This window comes from Candidatus Arcticimaribacter forsetii (genome assembly GCF_910589745.1).
Taxonomy (GTDB): domain Bacteria; phylum Bacteroidota; class Bacteroidia; order Flavobacteriales; family Flavobacteriaceae; genus Arcticimaribacter; species Arcticimaribacter forsetii.
Genome location: NZ_OU342399.1, coordinates 1364134 through 1390455, shown reverse-complemented (window position 1 = coordinate 1390455; position 26322 = coordinate 1364134). Strand labels below are relative to the sequence as shown.

Genomic DNA, 26322 nt, shown 5'->3' with positions numbered 1-26322 from the left:
TTTGAATGACAAGAATCATTTTTTAGAGCTTATACTGGCTACACTTTTAATTAGTACATCGGGTGTACTTGGAAGGTATATTGCTCTTGATCCTCCTGTTATTATTTGGTTTCGTGCGTTTTTAGCTTTAATTACACTTTATTTTTATTGTCGTTTTAAAAATTTAAACCTTAAGATACTTTCAAAGAAAGACCTTCCTTCTCTATTTTTAAGTGGAGTTTTTATGGCAGGTCATTGGGTCACCTACTTTTATTCATTAAAACTTTCTAACGTGGCATTAGGGGTTTTGTCATTGTATACTTTCCCTGTCATAACAGCTTTGTTAGAGCCTTTTTATATTAAATCTAAACTAAGTTATATCCAGGTTGTTTTGACTCTAATGATTTTAGTTGGAGTTTATATCTTAGTTCCAGAGTTTGATTTAAAGAATGATCAATTTAAAGGGGTTTTAGTAGGTGTTTTTTCTGCTTTATTATATGCATTAAGGACTTTAATTTTAAAACGTCATGTAAAAAATTATAGTGGAACCGTTATAATGTTTCACCAGATGCTGATCGTATCTGTGCTTTTGATTCCATTTTTATTTTATCTGGATTTATCTCCAATTTCATCTCAATTGCCCCTGTTACTATTATTAGCTATTGTTACTACTGCTATCGGTCATACATTATTTGTAAAAAGTTTAATGAATTTTGAGGTTAGTACAGCGAGTATAATTAGTAGTTTACAACCGATTTTTGGAATCATTTTGGCTTTTATTTTTTTAAGTGAAATTCCTTCTAAAAATGTTTATATTGGAGGTGCCATAATTCTTTTTTCAGTAGTTGTTGAAAGTGTTCGAACTAAAAATAAACCAAATCAAAATGACTAGTCGTATTGCAGTTATATCTTTTATATTGTTATCTTTTAATTCTTGTTCTAAAAGTTCAGTAGAATATTCAGATGAATTTAAACTTGCTAAACAAAAAGAAATTTGGGAATCTAAAGGAATTAATTCTTATTCTTTTACACAGCGAATAAGTTGTTTTTGTAGTGAGGAATATACCCTCCCAAAGGAAGTCATTGTATTTGAAAATCAAATAATTTCAGTTAACGGGATACCCTATGATCCTTCTACAGATTCCTCCATGTTGAGAATTGAGGATCGTTTTGACTTTATAACAAATGGGTTAGAACGTAACCCAGAAATTTACAGAGTTACCTATGATCTAGAATATGGTTTTGTAAGCGACTTTTATTTTGACTTTAGCCTCAATATAGCAGACGAAGAAATTCAGTATTACTTTACTGATTTTAGTCCAAACTAGATGAATAATTTACTTTTTGAAAGCTGCAATAAATTCATCTTCGTCTTTTCCTTCTGAGACAAAGTTCAATGCTTTTGTAACAACTTCATTGGAATTTTCAGTAAACCCAAGTCCAATAACTAGACGGTTTAAAAGTTCTTTTTCATTATCATCCGCAATATGATCTGCATAGATAATTCGAGTAAGATCAAATAAACGTTCCAATCTTCTTTCTTCGTTTGCTGGAGGGTTTACATTATAATTGCTTGAATTCGAAAGAATTTTCTGATATTCTTCATCTTCAATCTCAAGATTAATTGCCATACGATCTAGGAATTTTTGTTCCTCATCAGTAACGGTTCCATCAGCTTGAGCTATTTGTACAATTGCCGCGAAATGATCACGATTTCTTTTTTTAAATCCGGAAGAATAAATATCAGATATTGACATAGTTTAAATTTTGATCAAATATAAAAAATAGCCTAGCTCTTTCCTATAGCCAGGCTATTCTTTTTTTGATTTTATTTAGAAATAATCGCTCTTAATTTTCAGAGCTTTGTTTGAAGCAGTATCTGAAATGAGCTTGCAAGTTTTTGTTCGAATTGTTTCTTTTCTTTTTAGCCCATTTGTTTATGTCTCTTTGAACCATTTCCAGGAGTGCTTTTATTTCCGGGTTTAATTTTTCATCTTTCTTCAGTTCTTTTAATCGATCAATGAAGTTAAGTTGAAGCGCTCGTTCAAAGGTGTCAGGTTTATCTCTTGTTTCAAATATGTTATTATAAAGTATTTCAATTAATTCATTCACTCCTAGTGAGGTTCCAACGAGAGTTTCAGAAGTAGACAACATACGGTTTAAGAGCTTTTCAGATAAAAACCTGTTTAGGGCGGAACGTTGTAAGTTTTGAATAAGTTGTAGACTCCCCTCATTTTTAAAATTAGAAATCAAAGACTCCTCCATTAACCAATAGGGAGTATCCCATAATTCTTGATTTATAAATTTTAAGGCTCTAAGTTGTTCTGCTCTAGGGGTGTTTATGTAAGTGTAAACTTCTTTTTGATTGTTGTTATGAAGAGTTTCGTTAACTCCACCAACAACCGTATGCACGTGATAAATGTATCGTCTGTATACACTGATCATTTCCCCATATAGCTCTTCTAAATCATCATAATTAGAGTTGTTTGATAAAGTCCATTCAGGGAGATTCTCAGCAACTATCTTTAGGTTTTTTATTCCGTAATTACTTGCTTTTACAGGATTGTTTCCAATGTTCTCAGTTTGAGAATTAGGATCATTTCCTCTGCCTCCAAACATATAGATTGGATCTAAAGATTTGGAATCAACAAAACGTTTCAATTCATTTGTTTCTTCTTCAATAGTTTTGGAACCAAAATAACGGTAACCCCATTCAATTGCATAATCATCATAAGGCCCTAGTTGTCTCACAAACCTGATGTTTTTATCCCCTGGTTGTGCTACATAGTTGTAGCGAGCATAATCCATTATTGTAGTAGCAATACCCATTTTTTGAGTAAACTTTCCTGATCTTAAAGAATCTACAGCATAAGCAGAACTAGCTTTCATATTATGAGGTAAGCCGAGGGCATGACCAATTTCATGTGAAATTACACGACGCATCATTTCTCCAATTTCCTTTTCTGGAGTATTTAGGGTTCTAGCTTTAGGGTTTGCAGCAGCAGTTTCTAGTAGATACCTATTTCTATAGCTTCTTAGGTGGTTGTGATACCAAATAATATCGCTTTCAATTATCTCTCCTGTTCGTGGGTCTGAAACACTTGGGCCCACCGCATTTCTTGTTTTAGATGCTACATATCGAACGGTAGAATATCGAATGTCCTCTGGACTAAAGTCAGGGTCTTCTTCCTTAGTAGGGGGATCTTTTGCAATTATTGCATTTTTAAAACCCGCTTTTTCAAAAGCGATGTTCCAATCTTCAATTCCTTGTTTGAAATAAGGACGCCATTTGATAGGGGTCGCTGGGTCAAGGTAATATACTATTGGTTTAATAGGTTCTACTAATTCCCCTCGCATATAAGCTTCAGGGTCTTTAGGTTCAAGGCGCCATTTTCTTACAATTTCAATTTCATCTGCTTTAAGTGCGTCTGAGCTGTAATCAACTTTTTTTATAGAAAACCATCCTACCCGGTGGTCTTTAAAACGAATTTTCATTTGATCTTCAGGAAGCTCTATGAAAGAATGATTTATTTGGAAGCTAAATGTTTGACTCCTATTAGATCGAGGAGCTTTAGAAGCGCTAAAGGTTAATGTGTGAAGAATTTCAGTGTTTTTAGGGAAACTTCGAGCACTATCGATTAGACTTCTTTTTTTATCTGCACTTCCTATTTTATAGTTTGTCTTTTGTGATTTTTGGATGATATTAAAACCAGGTGAATCACTTAAAAAATGAGAACTTACATCGATTAAAAATCGATCTGATTCTTTATTTTTAATTTCAAAAGCTGCTAATATGGGTTGAAAATTATTTTCATCTACACTCAAACTAATTGGATCTTCCGGGGATGCAATGTTGCTGAATGATATTTGTTTCCATATAATTTTCTTGCCCTTTTTTGTGAAGCGAATTACTTGTTGAGCGGTTTTAGAACCGGCATTCGTATAGGCTGAATAGTTTGCTGGAATTTGTGCAATTCTTGTAACTACGAGTAAGTCTTTATCGAGTAAGTTACGATCTATTTCAAAATATAATTTATTGTCCTCATCTAAATAGGTAGTAATTAACCCTTTATTTTGGGTCATTTTTTTGGTTAAAGAGTCAATACTTTGTGTAACTTTTTTGGATGTATTTTTTTTTTGGGCTTGTATTCCAAAAGATAATAATACACTTAAGAACAGTAAATGAAATTTCATAGAATAGTTTTTAGTAAATCTACAAAAAAACAATTCTAAATGATAAAATGAAGCTTTTAGAAATATTATCCTTGAAGGGCTGATAACTCAAACCAACGTGTTGTTTTCTCGTCAAGTTCTTGTTCTAGCTTGCCAAGTTGAATAGAAAGCTCTTCGATTTCTTTGGGAGTTAATGATTCTGTCGAAAATCTGTTTTGAATTTCTTCTTTTAGTTTTTCAGACTTTTCTATCTCTCTTTCAAGTTTTTTGAACTCTTTTTGTTCTTCAAAAGATAAAGCGGTTTTTTTTGGTGTTTCTTTCCACTCTTTTTTTATTTTCTTTTCGTTGGTATTGCTGTTGTTTCTTTCTTCAGTTTTAGAATCTTCATACACGCGATAGTCAGAATAATTTCCAGGAAAATCTTCGATTACACCTGCTCCCTGAAAAACAAACAAATGATCTACTATTTTATCCATAAAATAACGATCGTGAGAAACAACAAGAAGACATCCAGGAAAATCTAGAAGAAAACTTTCAAGAACGTTTAAAGTAACAATATCTAAATCGTTGGTAGGTTCGTCTAATATTAAAAAATTTGGATTCTGAATTAAAACAGTACATAGGTATAAACGTTTACGTTCTCCACCACTTAGTTTCTCTACAAAATCATATTGTTTTTTTCTGTCGAAAAGAAATCGTTCTAATAGCTGTTGAGCGGATATTTTTCTCCCTTTTTTTAGCGGGATAAAATCACCAAATTCTTTGATTACATCGATCACCTTTTGACCTTCTTTGGCTTTAATTCCGTTTTGGGTGTAGTACCCAAATTTCAAAGTTTCACCCCATACAATTTTTCCTGCGTCTGGAGTATCGTTTGAGGTTAGTAGATTTAAGAAAGTAGATTTTCCAGTACCATTTTTACCAATAATACCAATACGATCATTTCTCTGGAACATATAATCAAATTGATCTAAAATAATTTTTTCTCCAAATGCTTTTTGGACTTTATGCATCTCGATCATTTTACTCCCCAAACGTTCCATGTTAATTTCTAACTGGACCTGATGCTCATTTCTACGTTGACTAGCTTTTTCTTTTATTATTTTAAAATCTTCAATTCTAGACTTAGATTTTGTGGTACGGGCCTTGGGTTGTCGTCGCATCCAATCCAGCTCTTTTTTAAAATGTAACTTGGTTTTATGAGCTTCTACACTTTCTTGAATAAGTCGTGCTTCTCTTTTTTCGAGATAATAAGAATAATTTCCTTTGTAGGAATATAAATCACCCTCATCCAATTCAATTATTTCATTACAAACCCGTTCTAAGAAATAACGGTCATGAGTAACCATTAATAAGGTTAGTTTTTCTTTCGCAAAATACGCTTCCAACCACTCGATCATTTCTAGATCTAAATGGTTTGTAGGTTCGTCAAGGATTATTAGTTCAGGTTGTTTGAGAAGAGCATTACACAATGCAATTCTCTTTTTTTGTCCCCCAGATAAACTTCCTACAACAGCATTTAAGTCATTAAGTTTTAGTTTAGATAAAATTTGTTTGTATTGATTTTCAAAATCCCATGCCTGATTTTGATCCATAGCTTCAAATGCTTTTTGATAAGCTTCCTGATCTTCTGGATTTTCTAAAGCTCTCTCATAATCAGAAATAATTTTTATCGTTGGGTTGTCAGCCTGAAGAATAGACTCTTCCACAGTAAGTTTAGGGTCTAGATTTGGTTCTTGTGCAAGATAGGCTACTCGTGTTCCTTTTCTATAAATAACACTTCCTTCGTTTGGAGTATCTTCTCCGGCAATAATATTGAGAATGGATGTTTTTCCACTTCCATTTTTAGCAATAAGAGCAATTTTTTGACCTTTATTTATCCCAAATGAAATAGGCTTAAAAATAACTTTTTCGCCATATGACTTTGATATGCCTTCAATTGAGAGTAAATTCATAGGGTAGTATTTCTTTTTTCAGATTACAAAAATACACATTCATTATTTGGTTGTTTCTGTATTTTAAAATAATAATTTATAGAAATCAGCTAGATTTTAATTTCATAAAATACATTTCCTATCTTTGAAAGGATACATTATAATAATCTCCTTATTTTTAAAGTATAATTTCGATTCCCATCACTATGAAGAACTATCTTTTTTTAGCTGTTATTTCCTTAGCCCTTTTTTCTTGCAAAAAAACTCCTATCGATGATGACTCAATTTTCGATGTTTCAATCGGATCAAGTGTTTTGCCTTACATTCAAGTTTCAACAGAGGAGCCCATTCAGAACGAGCCTAAAATTCCGGCAGTTATGAATATATATCTAGAAGACTCCAATGTTTTTTCATCAACAATAGGTATAGAGTATCGAGGTTCAACATCGTATCGTTTGTCAGACAAAAAGTCATTTGGAATTGAGCTATGGGATGCTGCAAATGAAGGCTATGATTCAGAGGTACTAGGATTCCCAGAGGAAGAAGATTGGATTTTTATGGGACATGTATATCGCGCCTCGGACAATAGAATATTTGATCCCACATTGATGCATCATTATTTGGGGTATAAGTTATACAGATCCATGGGTAATTATGCTAGTAGAAGTAAGTACGTTGAGTTAGAAATTAACGACAGTTACCAAGGAGTTTATGTTTTTATGGAAAAATTAAAACGCGACTCTAACAGGATAGATGTAAATAAATTGAAGCCCTCTGAAAATGATGGGGAAAATTTAACAGGAGGCTATATTTTGAAAATAGATAAAACATCCGGGGGAGATGTTGCTGCAAATGAGCCTTTAGAATATTACGAAGATAATTGGGCAGATGATGCTCGATATTCTGAATTTTTAAGTTTTAGATCTCAATATGATATTTTCGGAAATATTTTGAGTAACGAACCTTTTGGTCCACCCTATCATTCGCAACAATATCTAGAAACTTATTTTCTTTACGAGCACCCAAAAGCAGAGGATATTACTCCACAACAAAAAAATTATATTCAAACTTATATTCGAGATTTCGAGACTGCTTTATTAACGGATGATTTTTCTACTTCAGAGAGAACCTATACCGATTACATCGATCTAAGCAGTTTTGTAGATTATTTTATTTTAAATGAATTAACCGGTAACATTGACGCTTACCGACTAAGCACCTACATGCACAAAGACAAATCTGGTTTATTGAAAATGGGGCCAGTATGGGATTTAAATATTGGATATAACCGACAAGATCGTGTTCCTACTACCGATTGGATTGCAAATTATAATCAGTATGTTTCACAAGATGCATGGATGGTTCCTTTTTGGTGGACTCGTTTATTAGAAGATCCGGTTTTTAAAACTGCTCTTAGAGTACGTTGGAATGAATTAAGAAATAACACCCTCAGTAATTCTAATATTTTGAATTTAGTTTCAGATACCTCAAATTATTTAAATTCAAATGGTGCAATAGATAGGAATTATGAAAAATGGTCTGGTATTCAAGTAGATTATAACACTTCTATTAGTGAACTTATCGCTTATTTAGAAGATCGATTGAGTTGGATGGATGGTAAAATCAGTACCTATTAACTTCGAATCAAGTTGCTGTTTTACAGTTGTTTAAAATAATAATTTATTTTTAGTTGCATTTTAGTGGTTTAATTTATTATGTTTGCATCACTTTTTGATTAACCGTATAATCAATACATTTAAATTATGGAATACAGATCAGGTTGTCCTATTTCAAACATATTAGATTTAGTGGGTGATAAGTGGTCCTTACTTATAATTAGAGATCTATTTTCTAATAAGAGTACCTTCAAGGAATTTATGGGGTCTCCTGAAAAAATAGCAACTAATATATTGTCCGACCGTCTTAAATCTTTAAGTGAAAAAGGAATTATTGATTTTGCATACGCTCACAATAACAAAAAAACGAAGTACTATTACTTAACAGACATCGGAATTAATCTCTATCCGATAATTTATGAAATGTCTATGTGGAGTAAGAATAATTTAAATGTAGAATTCAATACTATTGCTAATGATTGGTTTGAAGAAAATAAATCTTTAAGTGGTGAAAAAGTTATTTCCTCTTCAATTGATGACTATAAAGCAAATAGAAAAGATTTATTTTTAAAATTTGAGGTTTAAAAATACTTCAGTTTAAATTTCATTAGCGGAGCGTTAATTTATATACTCTTTTTCTTTTTTTATTGTTACGGTGCTATCGTTCATAAGTATTGAGGCATGACCTAATGTTTTGGGTAGTTCATATCCAAAGAAATATTTCATTGTTTCAATTTTTCCGATATAAAACTCATCAGAATAAGGAGAGTCAGTTTTATTTAAATTCTCTTCCGCCTCGGTAGCAATTTCTAGCCAAGTCCATCCAATTAATATTAAACTAAAAAACTCCATAAATATACTCGCATCGGCCAGATATCTTTCATAATCACCACTTAGAGCATGAGGCATCAGTTTTTCAAGTATTTTTTGAGTCAGTTTTAATTTTTCTGCCAATTCTTCAGCAAAAGGTATAAGAGATTTATGCTCTTTAGAAGCTTCTATTGTTTGTAATATTTCTGCAGATAAAAAAGCTAATCCAGATCCATTGCCCATTGTAATTTTTCTACCCAGTAAGTCTTGTGATTGAATCCCTGTAGTTCCTTCGTAGATTGCAGAAATTCTAATGTCTCTGTAATATTGTTGAAGAATAAAGTCTGAACAGAAACCATAACCTCCCAAAACTTGTAGACCATTATTTACTGCATAACTCCCAGCTTCTGAAGGATAGGTTTTTACAACAGGTATTATCATTTCTAATAAGGTGTTGTATTTGTTTTTTTCTTCTTCAGATGTTGCTGTTACTTCAATGTCATAATATTTAGCTGCTCGAAGAATTAAACTCATTGATCCTTCAACTACTGCTTTTTGTAGGAGTAGCATCCTTCTTACATCTGGATGTTCAATAATTAGACTCTGACTTTCGTTTGGATTCTTTTTGCCATCGCTAGAAAGTTTTCTGCCTTGAGGACGTTCATTTGCGTATTGTAATGATGCATAATATCCCGCAGAAGCAATTGCAGATGCAGCTCTTCCAACACCAATTCTAGCTGCATTCATCATTAAGAACATATAATTTAACCCTTGAGTTTCATTTCCAACTAACCATCCTCTACAATCATCTTTATCTCCAAACCCAAGGTGGGTAGTACAGTATCCTTTTTGACCCATTTTTTGAAAATCAGCAACGGTTGTTACATCATTAGGTGTTAAGGACCCTGAATCGTTTGGTCTGTTTTTGGGTACAATAAAAAGAGAAATTCCTTTTGTACCACTTGGAGCACCTTCTACACGAGCTAGTACTAAATGAACAATATTATCAGCAAATTGATTGTCACCTCCTGAAATAAATATTTTTTGGCCTGTTATTTTATAATAACCTTCTGAAGTTGGTTTTGCTTTTGTAACAATATCTGATAAAGAACTTCCAGCTTGTGGTTCTGTCAGGCACATTGTGCCTCCCCATTTTCCGGATAACATGTTTGGAACATAGGTTTGGTTTAGTTCTTTATTTGCAAAATGAATAATTAATTCTGCAGCACCCTGAGTTAATCCAGCATAACCCGGTAAATGGTTATTTGCAGCATCCAAAATATAAGTGGCAGCAGTATGCGCTAGAAATGGGATTTGCATACCTCCGTCTTCATAATTGAAAGAGGCAGATATAATTCCAAGATCACCACCTTTATACATCATGGTTTTAACTTGATCGTGTACATAAACTTTTCCGTCTTTGTAATAGGCTGGTTTTTCATCCATTTCTTTTACAAATGGAAATAATTCTTTATCTCCAAAGTCTTTTGTTGATTCTAAAAAAAGATCAAGAGACTCTTTATCGTGGTCTTCAAAACGGTCTCTTTCTAATAACTCTTCTAGTTGATGAACATCATAAAGCATAAACTTTAATGTGTCCATATCTACGTACTTTTTCATCAATTATTAAATTTTTTTAAAATTTACAGATAATTTTAGCGACAGGATTCAAACTTATCAGTTTTTTTTAATTATTATACTTTAGTGTTTTTTTAAATGGGTTTAAAATCTGAATAAAGTTTTTTGTTTTTGGTCAAGCGGTAATTCCCATTATTATTCTAATATAAAATTATTTTAAAACATATTAAGTGTTTTATATTAACGATATTGTTATTAACAATAAACTTTGTTTGAAAAAACATTTTTTAAACTTTTTGGATGAAAGAAAATAAAACTAATTATAAACACTTCAACTCTATTACAACACGATGGATGGATAATGATGCTTATGGCCATGTTAATAACGTTACTTATTACTCCTATTTTGATACTACAATTAATCATTTTCTGATCAATAATTGCGGTTTGAATATTAAAAGTGATCCTGTAATAGCCTACATAGTTCATTCTGATTGTACCTATCATAATGGTATTTCTTTTCCAGATCAAATTGAGATAGGACTTAGAATTAATAAAATAGGGACCACTTCGGTTACCTATGGGTTGGCTCTATTTAAGAAAGGGGATGAGGAAGCATCTGCAAGTGCAACCTTTATTCAAGTGTTTGTTAATCGGGAAAATGAAAAACCAATTGCTATTCCAAATAAAATTAAAGAGGTTTTAATTTTATTTTAACAAGGATTTGGAGCCCTCTAGTCTCCATATTAGAATCAGTAAAGATTACAGAATAGTAAATATATTTTTAGCTTAAAAATATTCAGTCAGGGCTACAATTCCATTGAAAGATATAATGCAGGCAAACAGTAACGCAGCACTTAATCCTATATTTACTATCAAACCAGGTTTGTACTCTTTCATTAGCTTTTTGTTGTTAATTAGAAGGATTATTCCTACAATTACCAATGGAAGTACAAATACGTTAAAAACCTGAGATAATATTTGAATTTCAATAGCATTTGCTCCAATTATTGGAACTGTAAGTGCCAAAATACTTGCTATACCAGTAATAACTTTAAATTGCTTAGAACTTGTGTCTAATTCTCCTGATTGATAATCACTCAATAAAAGGGGAGCAATGAGTAAACAAGGGAATATAGAAGAAAGCCCAGCACTTAAAGTACCGAAGAAAAACAGTGTAAATGCAAATTTACCTGCTACAGGTTCGAGTACACCCACCATGTCGATTACTGCAGTTACTGGTTTATCTGCGTGATATAATGCCCCACAAGCAACTGCCATTATGGTTCCGCTAATAATAAATACTAAGGAAGCTGCTACAATAGCATCGTTTTTTTGTGTTTTGAGGTTATTTTCATTCCATCCTTTTCCTTTAACAAATAAAGGTCTTGACAAAAAAGTAGCAGCAGCCATTGTTGTCCCAACAAAAGCAGCTACCATCATTTTACCACCCTCTACTTGAGGTATTGACGGAATTAGACCTTCAATTACCTCCAATGGAAGCGGTTGAATAAAAAACAATGAAAAGATGAAAGAAAAAGCCATTATAGTAACAAATATGACTAATATCTTTTCGAAGAAGGTATATTTCCCAACCATTAATAAACTGTACATTATTGCAATAACAAGAACAGAAATTATTATAACTGTGGAGTAACGGTCTGCAATTAAACTAGGAAAGTATACTGCTAAAATTTCAAAAATAATATTAGAAGATATTCCTAAAATTCCTATAAGTGAATTCCATTGGCCAAAAGTAATTCCAACAATGATTAAAATAGCTATAACTTTTCCACCTTTAATATAATTTTTGAAACTATAAAGTGCAGTTTTACCGGTAATTAAAGCGTAGTTACCATAGGCATGCATGAGTATTCCAGAAAACACACAACTCAATAAAAGAACCCAAAGTAGTTGCATTCCATAGGTGCTTCCGGCAACAATCATAGAGGTAACGCTACCAGTTCCAATGGTATAACCTATTGCAAAAATACCGGGTCCAAAACCAAGAATTAATAAGAGTAATTTTTTAAATAATGAATTATTTTTTGATTCGTTTTCCATTTTTAAGATTTAGTTTCAGAATTATATTAATTAATAAATCTATCAATTATTTTGATATAATGATTAGAACAAAACAATTTTTTGCTTCAATTGATTTAAAATTACTAAAGCAATTTAAAAGGTTGTTTTTTAAATTATTCTTATTTTTACTCTTATGCCATTAATAATTATTTAACTCAGAAAAACTATTTTATGAACGTTTTAGAAATATCTACAGTATTACTTCTTCTAGCATCTGTATTTTCAATAATAAATTTAAGAATATTAAAATTACCTCAAACCATTGGGTTGATGGTTTTGGCAATTATGTTGTCTGTTTGTGTTTTGGTAACTGGGCTTATAGTTCCGTCTTTTTTAGATGCAGTTACTTCTTTAACTCAACGTTTTGATTTTAGCACACTTTTGATAAAAGTAATGCTTCCCTTTTTACTCTTTGCTGGAGCCATAACAATTAATCTAAAGGAATTGCTTAAAGATAAGGTTACCATTTTATTTTTAGCAACCTTCGGAGTCTTGTTTTCAACTTTTGCGGTTGGGTACGGTACGTATTGGTTAACCCAACAGTCATTCCTAGGTTTATCTGGATTGGGACTGACTTTAATTGATTGTTTGCTTTTTGGAGCTCTAATTGCGCCAACAGATCCTATTGCGGTCTTGGCAATGGTAAAAAAAATGAACCTATCTCCAGCTACTGAAACTAGAATTGCAGGAGAATCACTTTTTAATGATGGTATCGGAGTTGTATTGTTTTTGACTTTACTCAATATTAAGACTGAAGGCATAGAGCAAGTAACGGCTCAAAGCATTGGGTCTTTATTTGTAACCGAGGTCGTTGGAGGTCTTGCTTTAGGAGCACTTGTTGGTTTCTTAGGTTTGAAACTCCTTCGATATATTGAAAATGAATTTGTTGAATTAGAGGTTCTAATAACACTTTCTTTGGTCCTTATTGTATCGGTAATTGCAGATCGTTTTCATCTTTCTGGACCAATTGGTGTAGTAATCTTAGGATTATTTTTAAATAAAAATATTGAATCTTCTGAAGAAGAATCTTCAATGGGAGCTTATGTATATAAGTTTTGGCATTTATTAGACGAAACGCTAAACGCAATTTTATTCATTCTGATTGGGTTAGAAATTTTGACCTTGTTTCAAAACTTTCAATTCAACTATCTTATTTTATCTCTTATTGTCATCGTTCTTGTTGTTGTGTCTAGAGGAATTGGGGTGCTTATTCCAATTAAAATACTTTCGATTAAGAAAGTATTTGAAGAGAAAACAGCTTTGATTATAACCTGGGGAGGGCTTCGTGGAGGATTGAGTATAGCTTTAGCTTTAAATTTACCCGCTTCACTTGGAGATGGGAAATCGCTTATACTTTTCTTGACTTATGCGGTAGTGCTCTTTACTATCCTTGGACAAGGACTGACGCTCAAAAAAATAGTAAAATAGTTATTAAAAATTAGACAAAAAGTTCTTGGTGATTAATTAATCATTGAGAGCTTTTTTCTCTTTCTTTTTAGCCTTCTTTTTGGCTTTATTTTCTTTTTCAATTCTAATTTCCTCTACGAAAGAAGCACTTATAACTCCTGTTGGAATAGCTACTATTCCAATTCCAACTAATGATATTAAGGTTGCAAAAATTTTACCTCCTACAGTAACAGGATAAACATCACCATAACCAACTGTAGCAAGCGAAACAGTTGCCCACCAAATGGATTCTGTTATACTAGAAAACTTATCAGGCTGCGCTTCATTTTCTAAATAATATATCGCAGATGCAGAAAACAAAATAGTCAATACAGATAAAAACAGTGTAAAAATTAACTCTGCTTTTACTCCCGCTAAAGATTTTGTAAATACTTTTAATGAATTACTATTTCTTCCAAGTTTAAAGATTCGAGTCAATCTAAATAACCTGAGAATTCTTAAAAAACGACCATCTAGTTTGATGAATTGACTTAAGTAGAATGGTAGAATTGAAATCAAATCAATAATTCCAAAAAGGCTGAAAACGTAAGCATATACACCCTTAGTTCCGTCTAATTTATAAGCGTTTACAATTCGGTAAATATATTCTGCAGAAAAAATAAGTATCGATATTAATTCAAAAATATAGAAATAAGAATCATATGCAGTTCTTAAACTAAGATGAGACTCTAATACCATTGCAATTACGTTTACAATGATTAATAGGTATATAAATCGATCAATTAATTTGAATGTTTTCATAAGAGTTAATAGGATGGTTTTTAATCAATTTTTCTTAAATTAAAATTGATTCTCATAAATTAGTAAGTAAATCTGTCTCAAATTTACTAAATAATTTAAAAACAAGATTCTTTGATTCTTTCAAATTAGACTGTCTATTCTTATTAGATGTTTTATTTGGGAATATTATTTTATAAAACACCTAACAGCTAGGAATTAAAAATAAAACAGTAAATTTAGAAATAGGAATATAAAAAAGGTATTCTTGGCAATGAACAAATCGTTTGATTATATTATAATAGGTGCGGGTTCTGCAGGTTGTGTTTTAGCAAATCGTTTGTCAGAAAACCCAAGTAATACTATTCTTCTATTAGAAGCTGGAGGTCCCGATTCTAATTTAAATATTCAAATCCCTGGAGCTTATTTAAAGATTCATAAGAGTAAAGATGATTGGGGTTTTTGGTCAGAGAAACAAGCTGAAGTTTTAGATAGAAAGATCTATTTGCCAAGGGGAAAAACACTCGGAGGAAGTAGTTCTACAAATGCAATGGCATATGTTCGTGGTAATGCATCTGACTATGATGGATGGTCTGCGCTCGGGAATTCTGGGTGGAGTTTTAATGAAGTCTTACCCTACTTTAAGCGTTCGGAAAACCATGCTCAAATCGACTCGTTGAATTCAAAATATCATAGTGCTTCGGGTGAATTAAATGTTACCATTCCTCTTAAGTTTAGATCTCCTTTTGTTTCAGGCTTTATTGCTGCTTGTGAGTCTGTTGGAATTCCAAAAACAAACGATTATAATGGTGAAAGCCAGGTCGGAGCTAGTGTAGTTCAGAGTACGATTAAAGAGGGTAAAAGAATAAGCGGAGCAACTGCTTTTTTAACTCCAATTTTAGATCGCCCAAACCTCACAGCTTTTACTCGGGCACATGTTGAAAAAATTATTATTGAAGATAATACTGCAATAGGAGTTCAATACACTAAGGGAAGTAAAACAAATCAAGTTTTAGCAAATAAGGAAGTACTTCTTTCTGCAGGTTCATTTCAATCTCCACAGTTACTAATGTTATCGGGAATTGGAGATTCAAAAGAACTACAATTACATGGAATTGAATGTAAAAAGGAGTTAAAAGGGGTTGGTAAAAATCTTCAAGATCATTTGTTTTTTCCTATTTGTAACGAATCTACAATACAAGAAGGAGTTAATCATAAAGCTAGTTTAATTAATCAAATTCGTGGAGCTTGGGATTATTTTGTACATAAAAAGGGAGTTTTTTCTACCAGCCCACTTGAAGGAATGGCCTTTTTTGATGTCAATCAAAAAGGAGAGGATGTAAATTTTCAATTGCATTTTTCACCCATGTGGCTTGGAAACAAATACGGATATGATGCTTATGATTTGAGTACATTTCCAAGAGAAGATGGTTTTACTATTTTCCCTACATTACTTCACCCTAAAAGTAGAGGTACTGTAAGTCTATCTTCTAAAGACCCAAAAGCTCCTCCAATAATACAACCCAATTTTTTAAGTGAAAAAGAAGATTTAGATTATTTGGTAAAAGGAGGGAAAATGGTTTTTAAAATAATGGAGCAAGAACCTTTGCAGAAGTTTACTAAGCAAAATGGGTTACCAATAGATCGTTCTTCAGATAAAAATCTAATTGAACACATTAAGAAAACACTAGAAACAGTGTATCATCCTGTTGGAACTTGTAAAATGGGTATTGATGAAATGGCAGTTGTAGATCCAGCCTTAAAAGTTCATGGAATAAAAAACTTACGAGTTGTTGATGCTTCTATAATGCCTAAAATAGTTTCTGGTAACACTAATGCTCCAGTTTATATGATTGCTGAAAAAGCAGCGGATATGATTCTAAATAATATATAAAAAGTCTTGTAAACCTTTTTTGAATTTGTAGTGAATTTTATTCTCTACCTTTTCTGTTTGGAGATTATTGTGTTGGTGATTGCTTTTCTATATCTCTAAGTTCTTATGTATACTTAGAAATTATATATTCTAGAATTATAATAAGTACAGTATTACTTCTTACATCAACAATAGCAATTTTAGTTATGTTCTAAATGATATTGAGGTAAACCAAGGTTTTGTATCTTTGAAAAAGATATTTTAATTAATCATTTAATGTATTCTTTTTCAGTAATTTAAATGTGTGTTTATGTAGATTTAGCTCTTGATCATGAAAATAAACGATTTTAAACTAGAACGATATTTTGGGAAACATGAATTTACTGCAAAGTACCTATTGTCTAGTTCAGATTGTGATGGTTATGAATTAAGTTATGTCTTGGATCATGCTTCTAAAGAGGAAATTCAGTTATGGGAAAACCTCACCCTCGGGTATACCGAAAGTGAAGGAAGCCCAATGCTTCGAGAAGCTATTTTACAATATTACAAAGTAGATTCAATTGAAAACATTGTAATTGCGTCACCTGGAGAATTAAATTTTGCAAGTATGAATGTGATTTTGGATTCAAAAGACCACGTTATAACTGTTTCTCCTTGTTATCAATCGCTTTCCGAGGTGGTAAAGTCAATTGGTTGTACAGTGTCGTATTGGACTCCAAACTCAGAAGATTGGGAATTTAATTCTAAGGATTTAGAGCAACTCATTCAGAAAAACACCAAATTAATAGTTCTTAATTTCCCTCATAACCCAACTGGAGCTTATTTAAATTATAAACAGTTTGATGCTGTAGTTGCGATTGCAAGAAAACACGATATTTATATTTTTTCTGATGAAATGTATCATAAACTAGTTATTGGAAACATTAATGAACTTCCACCAATTGCTGATGTTTATGAAAAAGGAATTAGTTTGTGGGGAACCTCAAAAACATTTGGGTTGGCCGGTTTGCGAACTGGTTGGTTAGTTTCAAAGGATAAAGCGTTTTTAAAAAAGGTGATTGCTTTTAAGGATTACTTGAGTATCTGTAGCAGTGCCCCAAGTGAAGTATTGTCGCTTATTGCTTTAAATAATCTCGATGCATTTTTAGTTCCAAATTTGGAAAAAATAAAAAGAAACTTATCTTTTTTTGAACGTTTTGCATCAAATCAACAGCTGCTTTCATTTGTTCCTCCTAAGGCTGGTTCTACTGCATTTGTTAAATTACATATAGAATCATCATCTCTAGAATTTAGTGATAAACTGGTGTCTGAAACAGGTATTATGTCGGTTCCTTCTGAAATGTTTGGGTATCAGGGTAAGTATATTAGAATTGGGTTTGGCAGAGATAATTTCCCCAAAATCCTTGATGAGTTTAATCAGTATTTAAATACCTATTGATGAACTAATGACGTTATCCAAAAATAAAATAACCTCTTGGTCAAGTTGTGAAAAGTGTAAGGGACTTGGTAAGATAAAACGTAGGATTAAAAAGAATGTAAGACTACGATATCAATTTGAGTTAGATGAGTTTGAGAAATCAGGTGGTAAAGGAAATTCACCAGTTCCTCCCGCAGCACATTTAGATTCATGTAAATTGTGTAATGGATCAGGACTCACTATAGCTGAAAAGAATCCAACTCCAGACATAAATAATTTTCCACATATAGCAATCATTGGAGCAGGAATAGGAGGGGTGGCGTTAGCAGTTGCCTGTTTGCATCGTAAAATACCATTTACTTTATATGAACGTGATTCTAGTTTTGATGAGCGTTCTCAAGGATATGGTCTCACGTTGCAACAAGCTAGTTCTGCAATGAAAGGCTTAGGAATTACTGAATTGGAAAGTGGAATAGTTTCAACAAAACATTTGGTACACAACCCTGAAGGAAAAGTAATTGGAGAATGGGGAATGCGTAAGTGGCTTGAATCTGATGAATCAAATGTTCTTAAAAAAACAAACATTCATATTGCTCGTCAGTCTTTGCGATCTTCTTTACTTGATCAGCTTGGAACTTCAAATTCTGTTGAGTGGGGTCACCGATTTGTAAAATTAAATGAAAAAAAAGATAAAACTTTTGAACTTAATTTTGAAGTCAACGGTAGTGTGAAAACTAAAAAAGCAGACCTTGTAGTTGGTGCCGATGGAATTCGAAGTTCAGTTCGTAATTTACTTAATAAACCCCAAAATAGTCCTTTAAATTATTTGGGATGCATTGTTATTTTAGGAATTTGTAGATTAGATTCCCTCCAAGAAATCGAAAGCCCTTTGTTGGATTCAGCTACAGTTTTCCAGACTGCCAATGGAAATGAACGTATTTACATAATGCCCTATGATTCAAATTCTATCATGTGGCAATTTAGTTTTCCTTTGAGCGAAGAAGAAGCAAAAAAATATAGTGATGAAGGTCCTGTTAAATTAAAAAAAGAAACCATTAAAAGAGCACAATGGCACGATCCAATTCCTCAAATTTTAAAAGCTACGCCGCTAGATTTGATATCGGGATATCCTGTTTATGATAGGGAAATACTCAAGCCTAATTTCTTTCCAAATGCAATTACACTTTTAGGCGATGCCGCTCATCCAATGAGTCCATTCAAAGGACAGGGAGCAAATCAAGCTATTTTAGATGCGCTTTCACTTGCTCGAGGGATTTCAAAAAAGTGTAATCCTAAATCAAATTGGAGAGAAATAGGAATTAGATCAAGTGTTTTAAATGATTTTGAAACAGAGATGATGGATCGAACTTCAATAAAAGTAAAGGAATCAGCTGCTGCATCAAAACTGTTACATTCTGAAGCTGTTCTAACCGAAAGTAATGAACCGCGAGGTAGAATATTAAAAAAAATTTAAATCGAAAAAAGTCATTAAACTAAAACAATAAAATAACACCTCTCTTTTTGTTAAATAAAGAACCTTGTAAATCAAATGTCTACAAGGTTCTTTTGAAAAAAGGAATATATTTTTCCTTTATTTATATTTTTAGGAAGTTTATATTTTATTTAGTTGCAGCTTCAATTTCTGCATTTAATAAAGTTGGATCAAAGAAATGATAAGCCTCTACAATTTTATCGTTTTCAAAACGAAAACCATGATGAACAGGGATTTGTACTTCCTTCCCAGTAGTTTTACCAATTCCAGTCCACCAAAACCACGTTAATGACCACACAGTTCCATTATCATAGGTAGCTGTTGTAACAATTGGAGCTTGAATTTTACTGTTAGAAATATTATCAAAATACTGATGATGTACTCCAGCTGCACCTATCCATTCAGCTTTAGATACTTTATCTGAATTAAAAAGAAAACTTCCATCATCAGCCATCATTGAAGCTGCATTGTCAAATGTATTGTTGGTGTAGTTTTTCATTAACTCCCTTGTCATAACTGATTCTTTGCTTGAATCATTTACAGATCCAGACCATCCTCCGAATTCCATCGACGGAGTTGCTGCAACTTTTGGCTTAGTTTCTTTTCTATATACAATTACCCTTCTTATTTTTTTACTATCAATATAGATATCAACTAAATCCCATACATCTAAATTTTGTGGTTTGTCTTTTAAAGTATGACCAGCTATTACCCATTCTCCTTTTTGTCCTTGAACCTTCATGCTATAAGCGAAGAAAGGATTCCAAATAGGATTTGAAGTATTAAACCAATTATTCAATACATTAATAAAATTTTCTTTACCAAGTATTTTTCCGCCGTCAGGTAATTCAACTACAATCGAATCGTGAGCCATTTTGCTTATTTTATTAAGATCACGATCATTGTGTGCCTTTATGAATTTTTCATAAAGCTTCAGATTTTTAGGATTTGCATCTGTAGCAGGAATTTTTCCATTTGCTGTTTGAAGCCAACCTGGAGTTTGAGCAAATGAAATTATTGAAAATAGAAGTAGCGTAAAGTTTAAAATTTTTCTCATGATAAATTTATTTTAATTCATAATAAATTTAGGGAACCCAATTCATATGTATTGTGACTTAAGTCACGGTTTTACTTCTATGAGTTTTTTGAAGCCAACTTAAATAAAGATTGATTTTTGAAGTAAACTATCTGTAATGTAAATACGCTTCATTTAGTTTCTTTTCTATCCTAACTCTCTATTTTTTCTTGTGAAGTATAAATGCAGTAGTGTTTTGGATGTATTCATTGCATAGATTTTTTGTGAAGTATAAATGCAGTATCCTTAATTTTTATATCAAATAACTGAATTTTAAATTTATAATGTATTAAATAATTACAGTTATATCAATAAAAATTGAAATTACTTACTAAATATATAATTTTATTTTGTTTTGTTTCTTTGAGTCAAACCTCGCTTGCTCAAAGTTCAATTATAAATATTGTTACTCACTCAGATGTTGTTACCGATAGTGATAATTCTGTGGGAAATGGAGACGTAATTGTATTTACTACTAAAGTCGAGAATTTAAGTGGTATCGTAATTTCTTCCTTGACAATTTCAAATTCTTTGGTTGGTATTGATGGAAGTACTTTAATATTAACATCGCCTATAACATTCGTTGGAAATTCTTCTTCTTCGGTTGAGGGAACATTAGCTGCAGGTGAAGTTTCAACTTATGTTTCAACCTATACATTTGATTCTTCTGGGGTTAATGCTGGAGGAATAAGTTTGACTGTGACTGGAACAGGAAGTACTCCTGGAAATACAAACAATGTTATTGATGTTTCGAATGATGGTGACAATTCTGACGGTAACACTATAGATGATCCTACTCAGGTGATTTTAGGAAATACCGTTACATTGGTAGAAGGTACTAAACTTGAAAATTATATTGATAACGACTCCAACGGTACAATTGGATTGGGTGATCAGCTTGAGTATATGATTACCATTTATAATAATGGTGAAGAAGATTTAGAGTCAATTGCTCTTTTTGATGTTTTACAAGATTTTAACAACAATACACTTGCTTTAGTAGCACCTTTTACTCCCCCTGGACCTATTTTTGTCTCATCAGATCAGAATTCCACAAATGGAAATTTACTGGTTGGGGAAACTGCAACCTATAAAGCTGTTTATATAGTTCAACAAGGCTCGGTAGACTCAGGAGGGTTGACTAATTGTTTGGATGTTCAAGTGAATGGGGTAAACTCTGGACGACAATATACCGATACGGCTGATGATGGTGATGATACCGATGGAAACATTACAAATGACTGTACAGTATCTTCAATAACAGCTACTCCTTCTCTTGAGGTTACTAAAAGCGCCAGTGTTCAAGATGTTAATGGTAATGGAGTAAACGATCCAAATGACATAATCAATTATAATATTAGAATTGTTAATGATGGAAACGTAACTCTATCAAATTTATCTCTTACAGATACTTTTAGAGATGCTAATGGAAATAATATTTCTTTAGATAATGCTCCTGTTTTTTCATCATCATCTTTAGGGTCTTCAGCTGGAACACTTCAGGTTGGTGAAATTGCTATATATCAGGCGTCTTATACTATTTCTGTCGATGCAGCGAATTCGGGTTATGTTTACAACTCTTTACTAGTTACAGCAAGTTCTCCAGGAAACTCAAATGATGTTTCAGATATTTCAGATGATGGTATTGAAGATGATTTTAATGTAGTAGATGATCCAACTTTTACTTTCCTCTCAATTGATAAGCAAATAGAGGTAACTAAAACTTTTACATTAGCAGATGATGGTGATGGTGAGCCAGGTCAAAATGATGTTGTTACCTACTCAATTACTGTTCAAAACACAGGCCAAATTGGAGTTTCTGGAATAACTTTAGTTGATTTACTTACCAATTGTGATGGTTATCAAGTGCTTACATTATCTTCTGGACCTACATGGAATTCAAATAGTGGTTCTTCTGCACAGGGTAGTTTAGCTCCTGGAGAGATAGCAAATTATACTGCAACTTATACAATTGGTTCTGCTGAAGTAGATTCGGGATGTATTTTAAATACCGTGACTGCGACAGCTAGTTCTCCTGGAAATTCAAATGATGTGTCTGATGTTAGTGATGACGGGAATGATAGTGATGGAAATCTAGTTGATGATAAAACAAGAACTAATTTTACAGTTGATCCAGCAATTAATGTTACTAAAACGGGAGTATTGATAGATGACGGTGACAGTTTACCAGGCGCTGGTGATACTTCAGTATTTACAATAACCGTTTTAAATACAGGAAATACATCTTTATCTACTATTACACTTACTGATACTTTTACTAGAGGAGACGGTTCAGTACTTACATTAGATTCTGGTCCAACATTCAATTCATCTTCGGGTTCTTCACCTGAAGGAAGTCTTCAGGCAGGAGAATCAGCCACTTACACAGCAAGTTATACAGTCGATTCAAATGATGTTGCTACGAACTCTGTAAGAAATCAAATTATTGTTAATGCTACTGCCTTCAACGGAGCGTCAGTTAATGATACTAGTGATAATGGAAATGATTTAGACGGAAATACAGAAAATGATCCAACCGAGGTAAGACTGGATTATAACCCTATTCTTGAAGTAACTAAAACCGTTTCTATGTCAACAAACACTAACCCTCAAGTAGGAGACGTAGCTGTTTATACCATTACTGTTGAAAATAAAGGAAATGTAGATTTAAACACAGTTGCTCTAAACGATACTTTTGTAGGTTTAGCAGGTGCTTCCATTTCATTAGATTCAGGACCTGTTTTTGTAAGTTCCTCAAATGGATCCTCAGAAGGGAATTTGATCGTAGGTGAAGTAGCAACATATGCTGCATCTTATACAATTACACAAGATGCTATTGATTCAGGAGGATTTAGAAATACGGTTGTCGCATCGGCTAGAAATCCAGGTAGCTCTTCCACAGATGTAACTGATGCCAGTGATGATGGAAATGATAGTGATGGAAATCAATTGAGTGACCCAACAGATGTAGTTATTGCAGAGGATCTATTAATTGAAGCAACAAAAACAGCCACTTTTACTGATAATGATTCCAATGGAGTCGTTTCTCTTAATGATAGAATTGATTATACCATTTTAGTTCATAACAAAAGTAATGTTACTCTAGATAATATTTCAGTTTCTGATGATTTAACGGATATATCAGAAACAACAACAATGGTTTTGGATACAGGACCAAGTTTTTCAAGTTCCAATCAAGGCTCTTCTTTTGGTGTTTTAAAACCTAATGAAATAGCAACTTTTGTAGGAACCTATAATATTCGTCAGTCAGATGTGGATGCGGGTGGGGTTTCAAATCAAGTTTCTGTTACTGCTTTTTCTCCTCAGGATGAAGTAGTCTCAGACTTTAGTGATGATGGGGATGATTTTGATGAAAATACAGAAGATGATAGAACGGAAACCTCAATCATAAGGACTCCTGGAATCGAAATTACTAAAACATCAACGATTACGGATGAAGGAGATGCAATTACAGGCCTAGGAGATACAATAACCTATACAATTATTGTTGAAAATACAGGAAATCTAAACCTTTCTTCTGTTGCTCTTGAAGATGAGTTGATAACAGTAAATGGTAATGCTTTGTCTCTTACTACAACTCCAACATTTGTCTCTTCGAGCTTGGGTTCTGACCAAGGGTCTTTAAAAGTAAATGAAACAGCAGAGTACACTGCAACCTTTATAATAAATCAAGCGTCGATTGATGGTGGCGGAACTTCGAATACAGTTACTGTTACTGCATCTTCATTATTTGGTTCAATTTCGGATGTCAGCGATGATGGTGACGATACCGATGGAAATTCTACAGATGATCCAACAGTAGATGTGTTTTCGGGATCTTTAGAACTCGAAGCTACAAAAACAGCAGTTATTAATGATGTTAATTCAGATGGGGAAACAGGAATAGGAGATGTTATTAATTACACGATTGTTGTCGAAAATAAAGGAACTGAGTCACTAACAAATTTTTCAATTACAGATACTCTTACTGATGCAAATGGAAATTCATTATCTCTAAATGCATCCCCAACTTCAAGTGATTCCGATACAATTGCTCCGGGTCAAACTAAAACCTATACAGCTGCATATACAATTTCTCAGTTGGCGTTAGACAATGGAGGAGTATTGAACAGTGCTTTAGTTCAAGCCAGCAATATTGCTGGAACAATTTTTGTTAGCGACATTAGTGATGATGGTGACGATACAGATTCAAATACTGTAACAGATACAACAGATGTTTTAATTGCCGAAAATTCATCATTAAATCTTTCAAAAACATATGTAAATATTGATAACGATGGGAACGGTCTTATTTCAGAAGGGGACCAATTGGTTTATACATTTAGATTAGAGAATGATGGAAATATTACACAAAATTTTATTTATATAAACGATGCCATATCAGATTTTGATGGAAATATGCTATCCCTTGATAGTTATTCATCACCTAATAGGTTGGCTTTTATTTCAAATTCAAATGGTTCAATTCAGGGGACCCTTATTTCTGGAGAAATAGCCACATATACTGCAACCTATACCATTCAAAATGCAGATATTCCAAGTGGAGGTATTTCAAATACTGCAACAGCAACTAGCTATATATACGTGGATGGAAATCCTGTAGTTAAGCAACAAGATGTAAGTGATGACGGTGATGATACTGATGGTAATACAGATAACGATCCAACACTTTCTTATTTTGGGAGTCTTCCCGAAATTGAGATTACAAAAACTGCTACATATACTGGTTCTGAGAATGGCCCAAATGTCGGAGATGTCGCAGTATTTACAATTACGGTTGAAAATAAATCCACCCAAGATGTAATCAAAGATCTAACTTTTGTAGACACTTTAACGGATACATACAATAGATCTCTTTCAATGTCTTCTACTGTTACATTTAATTCAGCTTCCGCAGGTTCAGGAGTAGGAACAATAACAATTGGAGAAACTGCTACTTATACTTCATCCTATACTATAACTCAAAGTGATATTGATGCTGGAGGAGTAATAAACAGCATAACATTTGAAGGAACTTCAGCTCGAAACCCAGTGCCTAGTGAAAAAGATGTTAAAGATACAAGTGATAATGGTAATGATTTGGATGGAAATATAACTGATGATCCAACTATTTTGGTATTGGGAATTGATTCTGATGGAGATGGAACTCCTGACTCAACCGATGTTGATGACGATGATGATGGAATATTAGATAAGGATGAGCAATGTCTAACCTTCTTGCTGGATGGAACCTCTTTTGAAAGTTATACAGGTTCGTTCCCTCCTGGATCACCTGCAAACCGAAATAGTCCTTATCCCAACACAACTGTTGCACCTCCTTTTACTTCGGTTAATGGAGATGGTGAGGTTTGGTCCTCTAGTCAAGGTCCTCAAGGAACTGTTTTTAATCCTCAACAGGGTTTTTATTTTATAGAACTTTTAACCAATGACGTATCGGCAAATGATGGTTCGTATTGGAATGAATCAACTGTAGGATCTAATGGTAACTACGACCGTATTATGGTTATTGAAAATGTTTACCCAAATAGATCATACAATATTGAATATTATCATAAAGAGGGTGGAAGATTTGTAGCAACCCATGCTGAGGGAGGTACTACTCTTTTACAGATTCAATCAATGAACACCGATTATGCCCTAAGTAATATTTCAACCCCATCTGCAAATTGGACTTCAAATACAGTAAGTTTTACTACTGACAGTCAGACTACTCGGGTAGCAATTTTATTTTCTGCTTATTCTCCGGGTACAAACAGTTCTATTCAATTGGACGCAATTACTATGAGCGATCCATTGTCATGTGATGATGATATTGATGGTGATGGTATTCCCAATGGGATTGATTTAGACTCTGATAATGACGGAATTTATGATGTTGTAGAATCAGGTAATGAGGCATTAGATACAAATAATGATGGAGTAATTAATGGTTTAGATACAGGATTTACAGATACAGATTTAAACGGTGCTTCAGATACATCGGAATCAAATTCATTAATTGACTCCGATAGCGATGGAATAATAGATGCATTTGAATTAGATTCTGATAATGATGGATGTAACGATAGTGAAGAGGCGGGCTATA

General features: G+C 32.9%; 17 protein-coding genes (1 of these 17 only partly in view). 10 read left to right on the top strand and 7 right to left on the bottom strand.

Annotated features, from left to right (window positions below; genetic code table 11):
* Position 1 precedes the first annotated feature (1 nt).
* Together NG655_RS06260 and NG655_RS06255 are read left to right on the top strand one after the other, a co-directional pair.
* Positions 2–871 (top strand): DMT family transporter, encoded by an 870-nt coding sequence (locus NG655_RS06260; RefSeq protein WP_252158479.1) that lies wholly within the window; start codon positions 2–4, stop codon positions 869–871.
* A complete protein-coding gene (locus tag NG655_RS06255; RefSeq protein ID WP_252158478.1) occupies positions 864–1307 on the top strand; it encodes a DUF6174 domain-containing protein in 444 nt (147 codons plus the stop codon). Before NG655_RS06260 ends, NG655_RS06255 begins: the two co-directional genes overlap by 8 nt.
* Positions 1308–1316: 9 nt before the next feature.
* Here NG655_RS06255 and NG655_RS06250 read toward each other — a convergent pair whose 3' ends face one another.
* The 3 genes from NG655_RS06250 to NG655_RS06240 all read right to left on the bottom strand — a co-directional run bounded on the left by NG655_RS06250 (position 1317) and on the right by NG655_RS06240 (position 6107).
* Complete coding sequence (locus NG655_RS06250) at positions 1317–1736, bottom strand: tellurite resistance TerB family protein (RefSeq protein ID WP_252158477.1); 420 nt, start codon at positions 1734–1736, stop codon at positions 1317–1319.
* Between the two features lie 91 nt (positions 1737–1827).
* On the bottom strand, positions 1828–4173 hold the full coding sequence (locus NG655_RS06245; RefSeq protein WP_252158476.1) for a zinc-dependent metalloprotease: 2346 nt from the start codon (positions 4171–4173) through the stop codon (positions 1828–1830).
* 65 nt (positions 4174–4238) lie between these two features.
* Positions 4239–6107, bottom strand: coding sequence for an ABC-F family ATP-binding cassette domain-containing protein (locus NG655_RS06240; RefSeq protein ID WP_252158475.1), 1869 nt, complete (start codon positions 6105–6107; stop codon positions 4239–4241).
* Between the two features lie 185 nt (positions 6108–6292).
* Here NG655_RS06240 and NG655_RS06235 point away from each other — a divergent pair, with 185 nt between their 5' ends.
* Both NG655_RS06235 and NG655_RS06230 read left to right on the top strand, forming a co-directional pair.
* Positions 6293–7723, top strand: a complete 1431-nt coding sequence (locus NG655_RS06235) for a CotH kinase family protein (protein ID WP_252158474.1) — start codon at positions 6293–6295, stop codon at positions 7721–7723.
* A gap of 126 nt (positions 7724–7849) precedes the next feature.
* Positions 7850–8287: a winged helix-turn-helix transcriptional regulator gene (locus NG655_RS06230; RefSeq protein WP_252158473.1), complete on the top strand. Its 438-nt coding sequence runs from the start codon at positions 7850–7852 to the stop codon at positions 8285–8287.
* A gap of 33 nt (positions 8288–8320) precedes the next feature.
* Here NG655_RS06230 and NG655_RS06225 read toward each other — a convergent pair whose 3' ends face one another.
* Complete coding sequence (locus tag NG655_RS06225) at positions 8321–10132, bottom strand: acyl-CoA dehydrogenase (protein ID WP_252158472.1); 1812 nt, start codon at positions 10130–10132, stop codon at positions 8321–8323.
* A 258-nt stretch (positions 10133–10390) separates the two neighbouring features.
* Between NG655_RS06225 and NG655_RS06220 the strand changes: the two genes are divergently transcribed.
* A complete protein-coding gene (locus NG655_RS06220; RefSeq protein ID WP_252158471.1) occupies positions 10391–10807 on the top strand; it encodes an acyl-CoA thioesterase in 417 nt (138 codons plus the stop codon).
* A 72-nt stretch (positions 10808–10879) separates the two neighbouring features.
* Here the strand turns inward: NG655_RS06220 and NG655_RS06215 are convergent, their stop codons facing one another.
* Positions 10880–12154, bottom strand: a complete 1275-nt coding sequence (locus tag NG655_RS06215) for an Nramp family divalent metal transporter (RefSeq protein WP_252158470.1) — start codon at positions 12152–12154, stop codon at positions 10880–10882.
* Positions 12155–12346: 192 nt separating this feature from the next.
* On the opposite strand from NG655_RS06215, the gene NG655_RS06210 reads away from it, so the two are divergent.
* Entirely contained in the window at positions 12347–13603 is a 1257-nt protein-coding gene (locus NG655_RS06210) for a cation:proton antiporter (RefSeq protein ID WP_252158469.1), read from the top strand.
* Positions 13604–13639: 36 nt separating this feature from the next.
* Here the strand turns inward: NG655_RS06210 and NG655_RS06205 are convergent, their stop codons facing one another.
* Positions 13640–14383, bottom strand: a complete 744-nt coding sequence (locus NG655_RS06205; protein ID WP_252158468.1) for an ion transporter — start codon at positions 14381–14383, stop codon at positions 13640–13642.
* Between the two features lie 250 nt (positions 14384–14633).
* Here NG655_RS06205 and NG655_RS06200 point away from each other — a divergent pair, with 250 nt between their 5' ends.
* The 3 genes from NG655_RS06200 (at position 14634) to NG655_RS06190 (ending at position 19123) form a co-directional block, all read left to right on the top strand.
* Positions 14634–16253: a GMC family oxidoreductase gene (locus NG655_RS06200; protein WP_252158467.1), complete on the top strand. Its 1620-nt coding sequence runs from the start codon at positions 14634–14636 to the stop codon at positions 16251–16253.
* Positions 16254–16563: 310 nt separating this feature from the next.
* Positions 16564–17670, top strand: a complete 1107-nt coding sequence (locus NG655_RS06195; protein ID WP_252158466.1) for an aminotransferase class I/II-fold pyridoxal phosphate-dependent enzyme — start codon at positions 16564–16566, stop codon at positions 17668–17670.
* Between the two features lie 7 nt (positions 17671–17677).
* On the top strand, positions 17678–19123 hold the full coding sequence (locus NG655_RS06190; protein WP_252158465.1) for an FAD-dependent monooxygenase: 1446 nt from the start codon (positions 17678–17680) through the stop codon (positions 19121–19123).
* A gap of 145 nt (positions 19124–19268) precedes the next feature.
* Here the strand turns inward: NG655_RS06190 and NG655_RS06185 are convergent, their stop codons facing one another.
* Positions 19269–20198, bottom strand: coding sequence for a nuclear transport factor 2 family protein (locus NG655_RS06185; RefSeq protein WP_252158464.1), 930 nt, complete (start codon positions 20196–20198; stop codon positions 19269–19271).
* Between the two features lie 336 nt (positions 20199–20534).
* Here NG655_RS06185 and NG655_RS06180 point away from each other — a divergent pair, with 336 nt between their 5' ends.
* Positions 20535–26322: the 5' portion of a DUF7507 domain-containing protein gene (locus NG655_RS06180; RefSeq protein ID WP_252158463.1), read on the top strand. 21869 nt of this gene lie beyond the right edge of the window; the window shows 5788 of its 27657 coding nt (coding positions 1–5788); it begins with the start codon at positions 20535–20537; its stop codon lies off the right edge, out of view.

Coding starts and splice junctions, on each gene's coding strand:
- NG655_RS06185 (WP_252158464.1), bottom strand. CDS start 20,198: ATGAGAAAAATTTTAAACTTTACGCTACTTCTATTTTCAATAATTTCA.
- NG655_RS06245 (WP_252158476.1), bottom strand. CDS start 4,173: ATGAAATTTCATTTACTGTTCTTAAGTGTATTATTATCTTTTGGAATA.
- NG655_RS06210 (WP_252158469.1), top strand. CDS start 12,347: ATGAACGTTTTAGAAATATCTACAGTATTACTTCTTCTAGCATCTGTA.
- NG655_RS06230 (WP_252158473.1), top strand. CDS start 7,850: ATGGAATACAGATCAGGTTGTCCTATTTCAAACATATTAGATTTAGTG.
- NG655_RS06205 (WP_252158468.1), bottom strand. CDS start 14,383: ATGAAAACATTCAAATTAATTGATCGATTTATATACCTATTAATCATT.
- NG655_RS06215 (WP_252158470.1), bottom strand. CDS start 12,154: ATGGAAAACGAATCAAAAAATAATTCATTATTTAAAAAATTACTCTTA.
- NG655_RS06200 (WP_252158467.1), top strand. CDS start 14,634: ATGAACAAATCGTTTGATTATATTATAATAGGTGCGGGTTCTGCAGGT.
- NG655_RS06220 (WP_252158471.1), top strand. CDS start 10,391: ATGAAAGAAAATAAAACTAATTATAAACACTTCAACTCTATTACAACA.
- NG655_RS06190 (WP_252158465.1), top strand. CDS start 17,678: ATGACGTTATCCAAAAATAAAATAACCTCTTGGTCAAGTTGTGAAAAG.
- NG655_RS06225 (WP_252158472.1), bottom strand. CDS start 10,132: ATGAAAAAGTACGTAGATATGGACACATTAAAGTTTATGCTTTATGAT.
- NG655_RS06255 (WP_252158478.1), top strand. CDS start 864: ATGACTAGTCGTATTGCAGTTATATCTTTTATATTGTTATCTTTTAAT.
- NG655_RS06240 (WP_252158475.1), bottom strand. CDS start 6,107: ATGAATTTACTCTCAATTGAAGGCATATCAAAGTCATATGGCGAAAAA.
- NG655_RS06195 (WP_252158466.1), top strand. CDS start 16,564: ATGAAAATAAACGATTTTAAACTAGAACGATATTTTGGGAAACATGAA.
- NG655_RS06235 (WP_252158474.1), top strand. CDS start 6,293: ATGAAGAACTATCTTTTTTTAGCTGTTATTTCCTTAGCCCTTTTTTCT.
- NG655_RS06250 (WP_252158477.1), bottom strand. CDS start 1,736: ATGTCAATATCTGATATTTATTCTTCCGGATTTAAAAAAAGAAATCGT.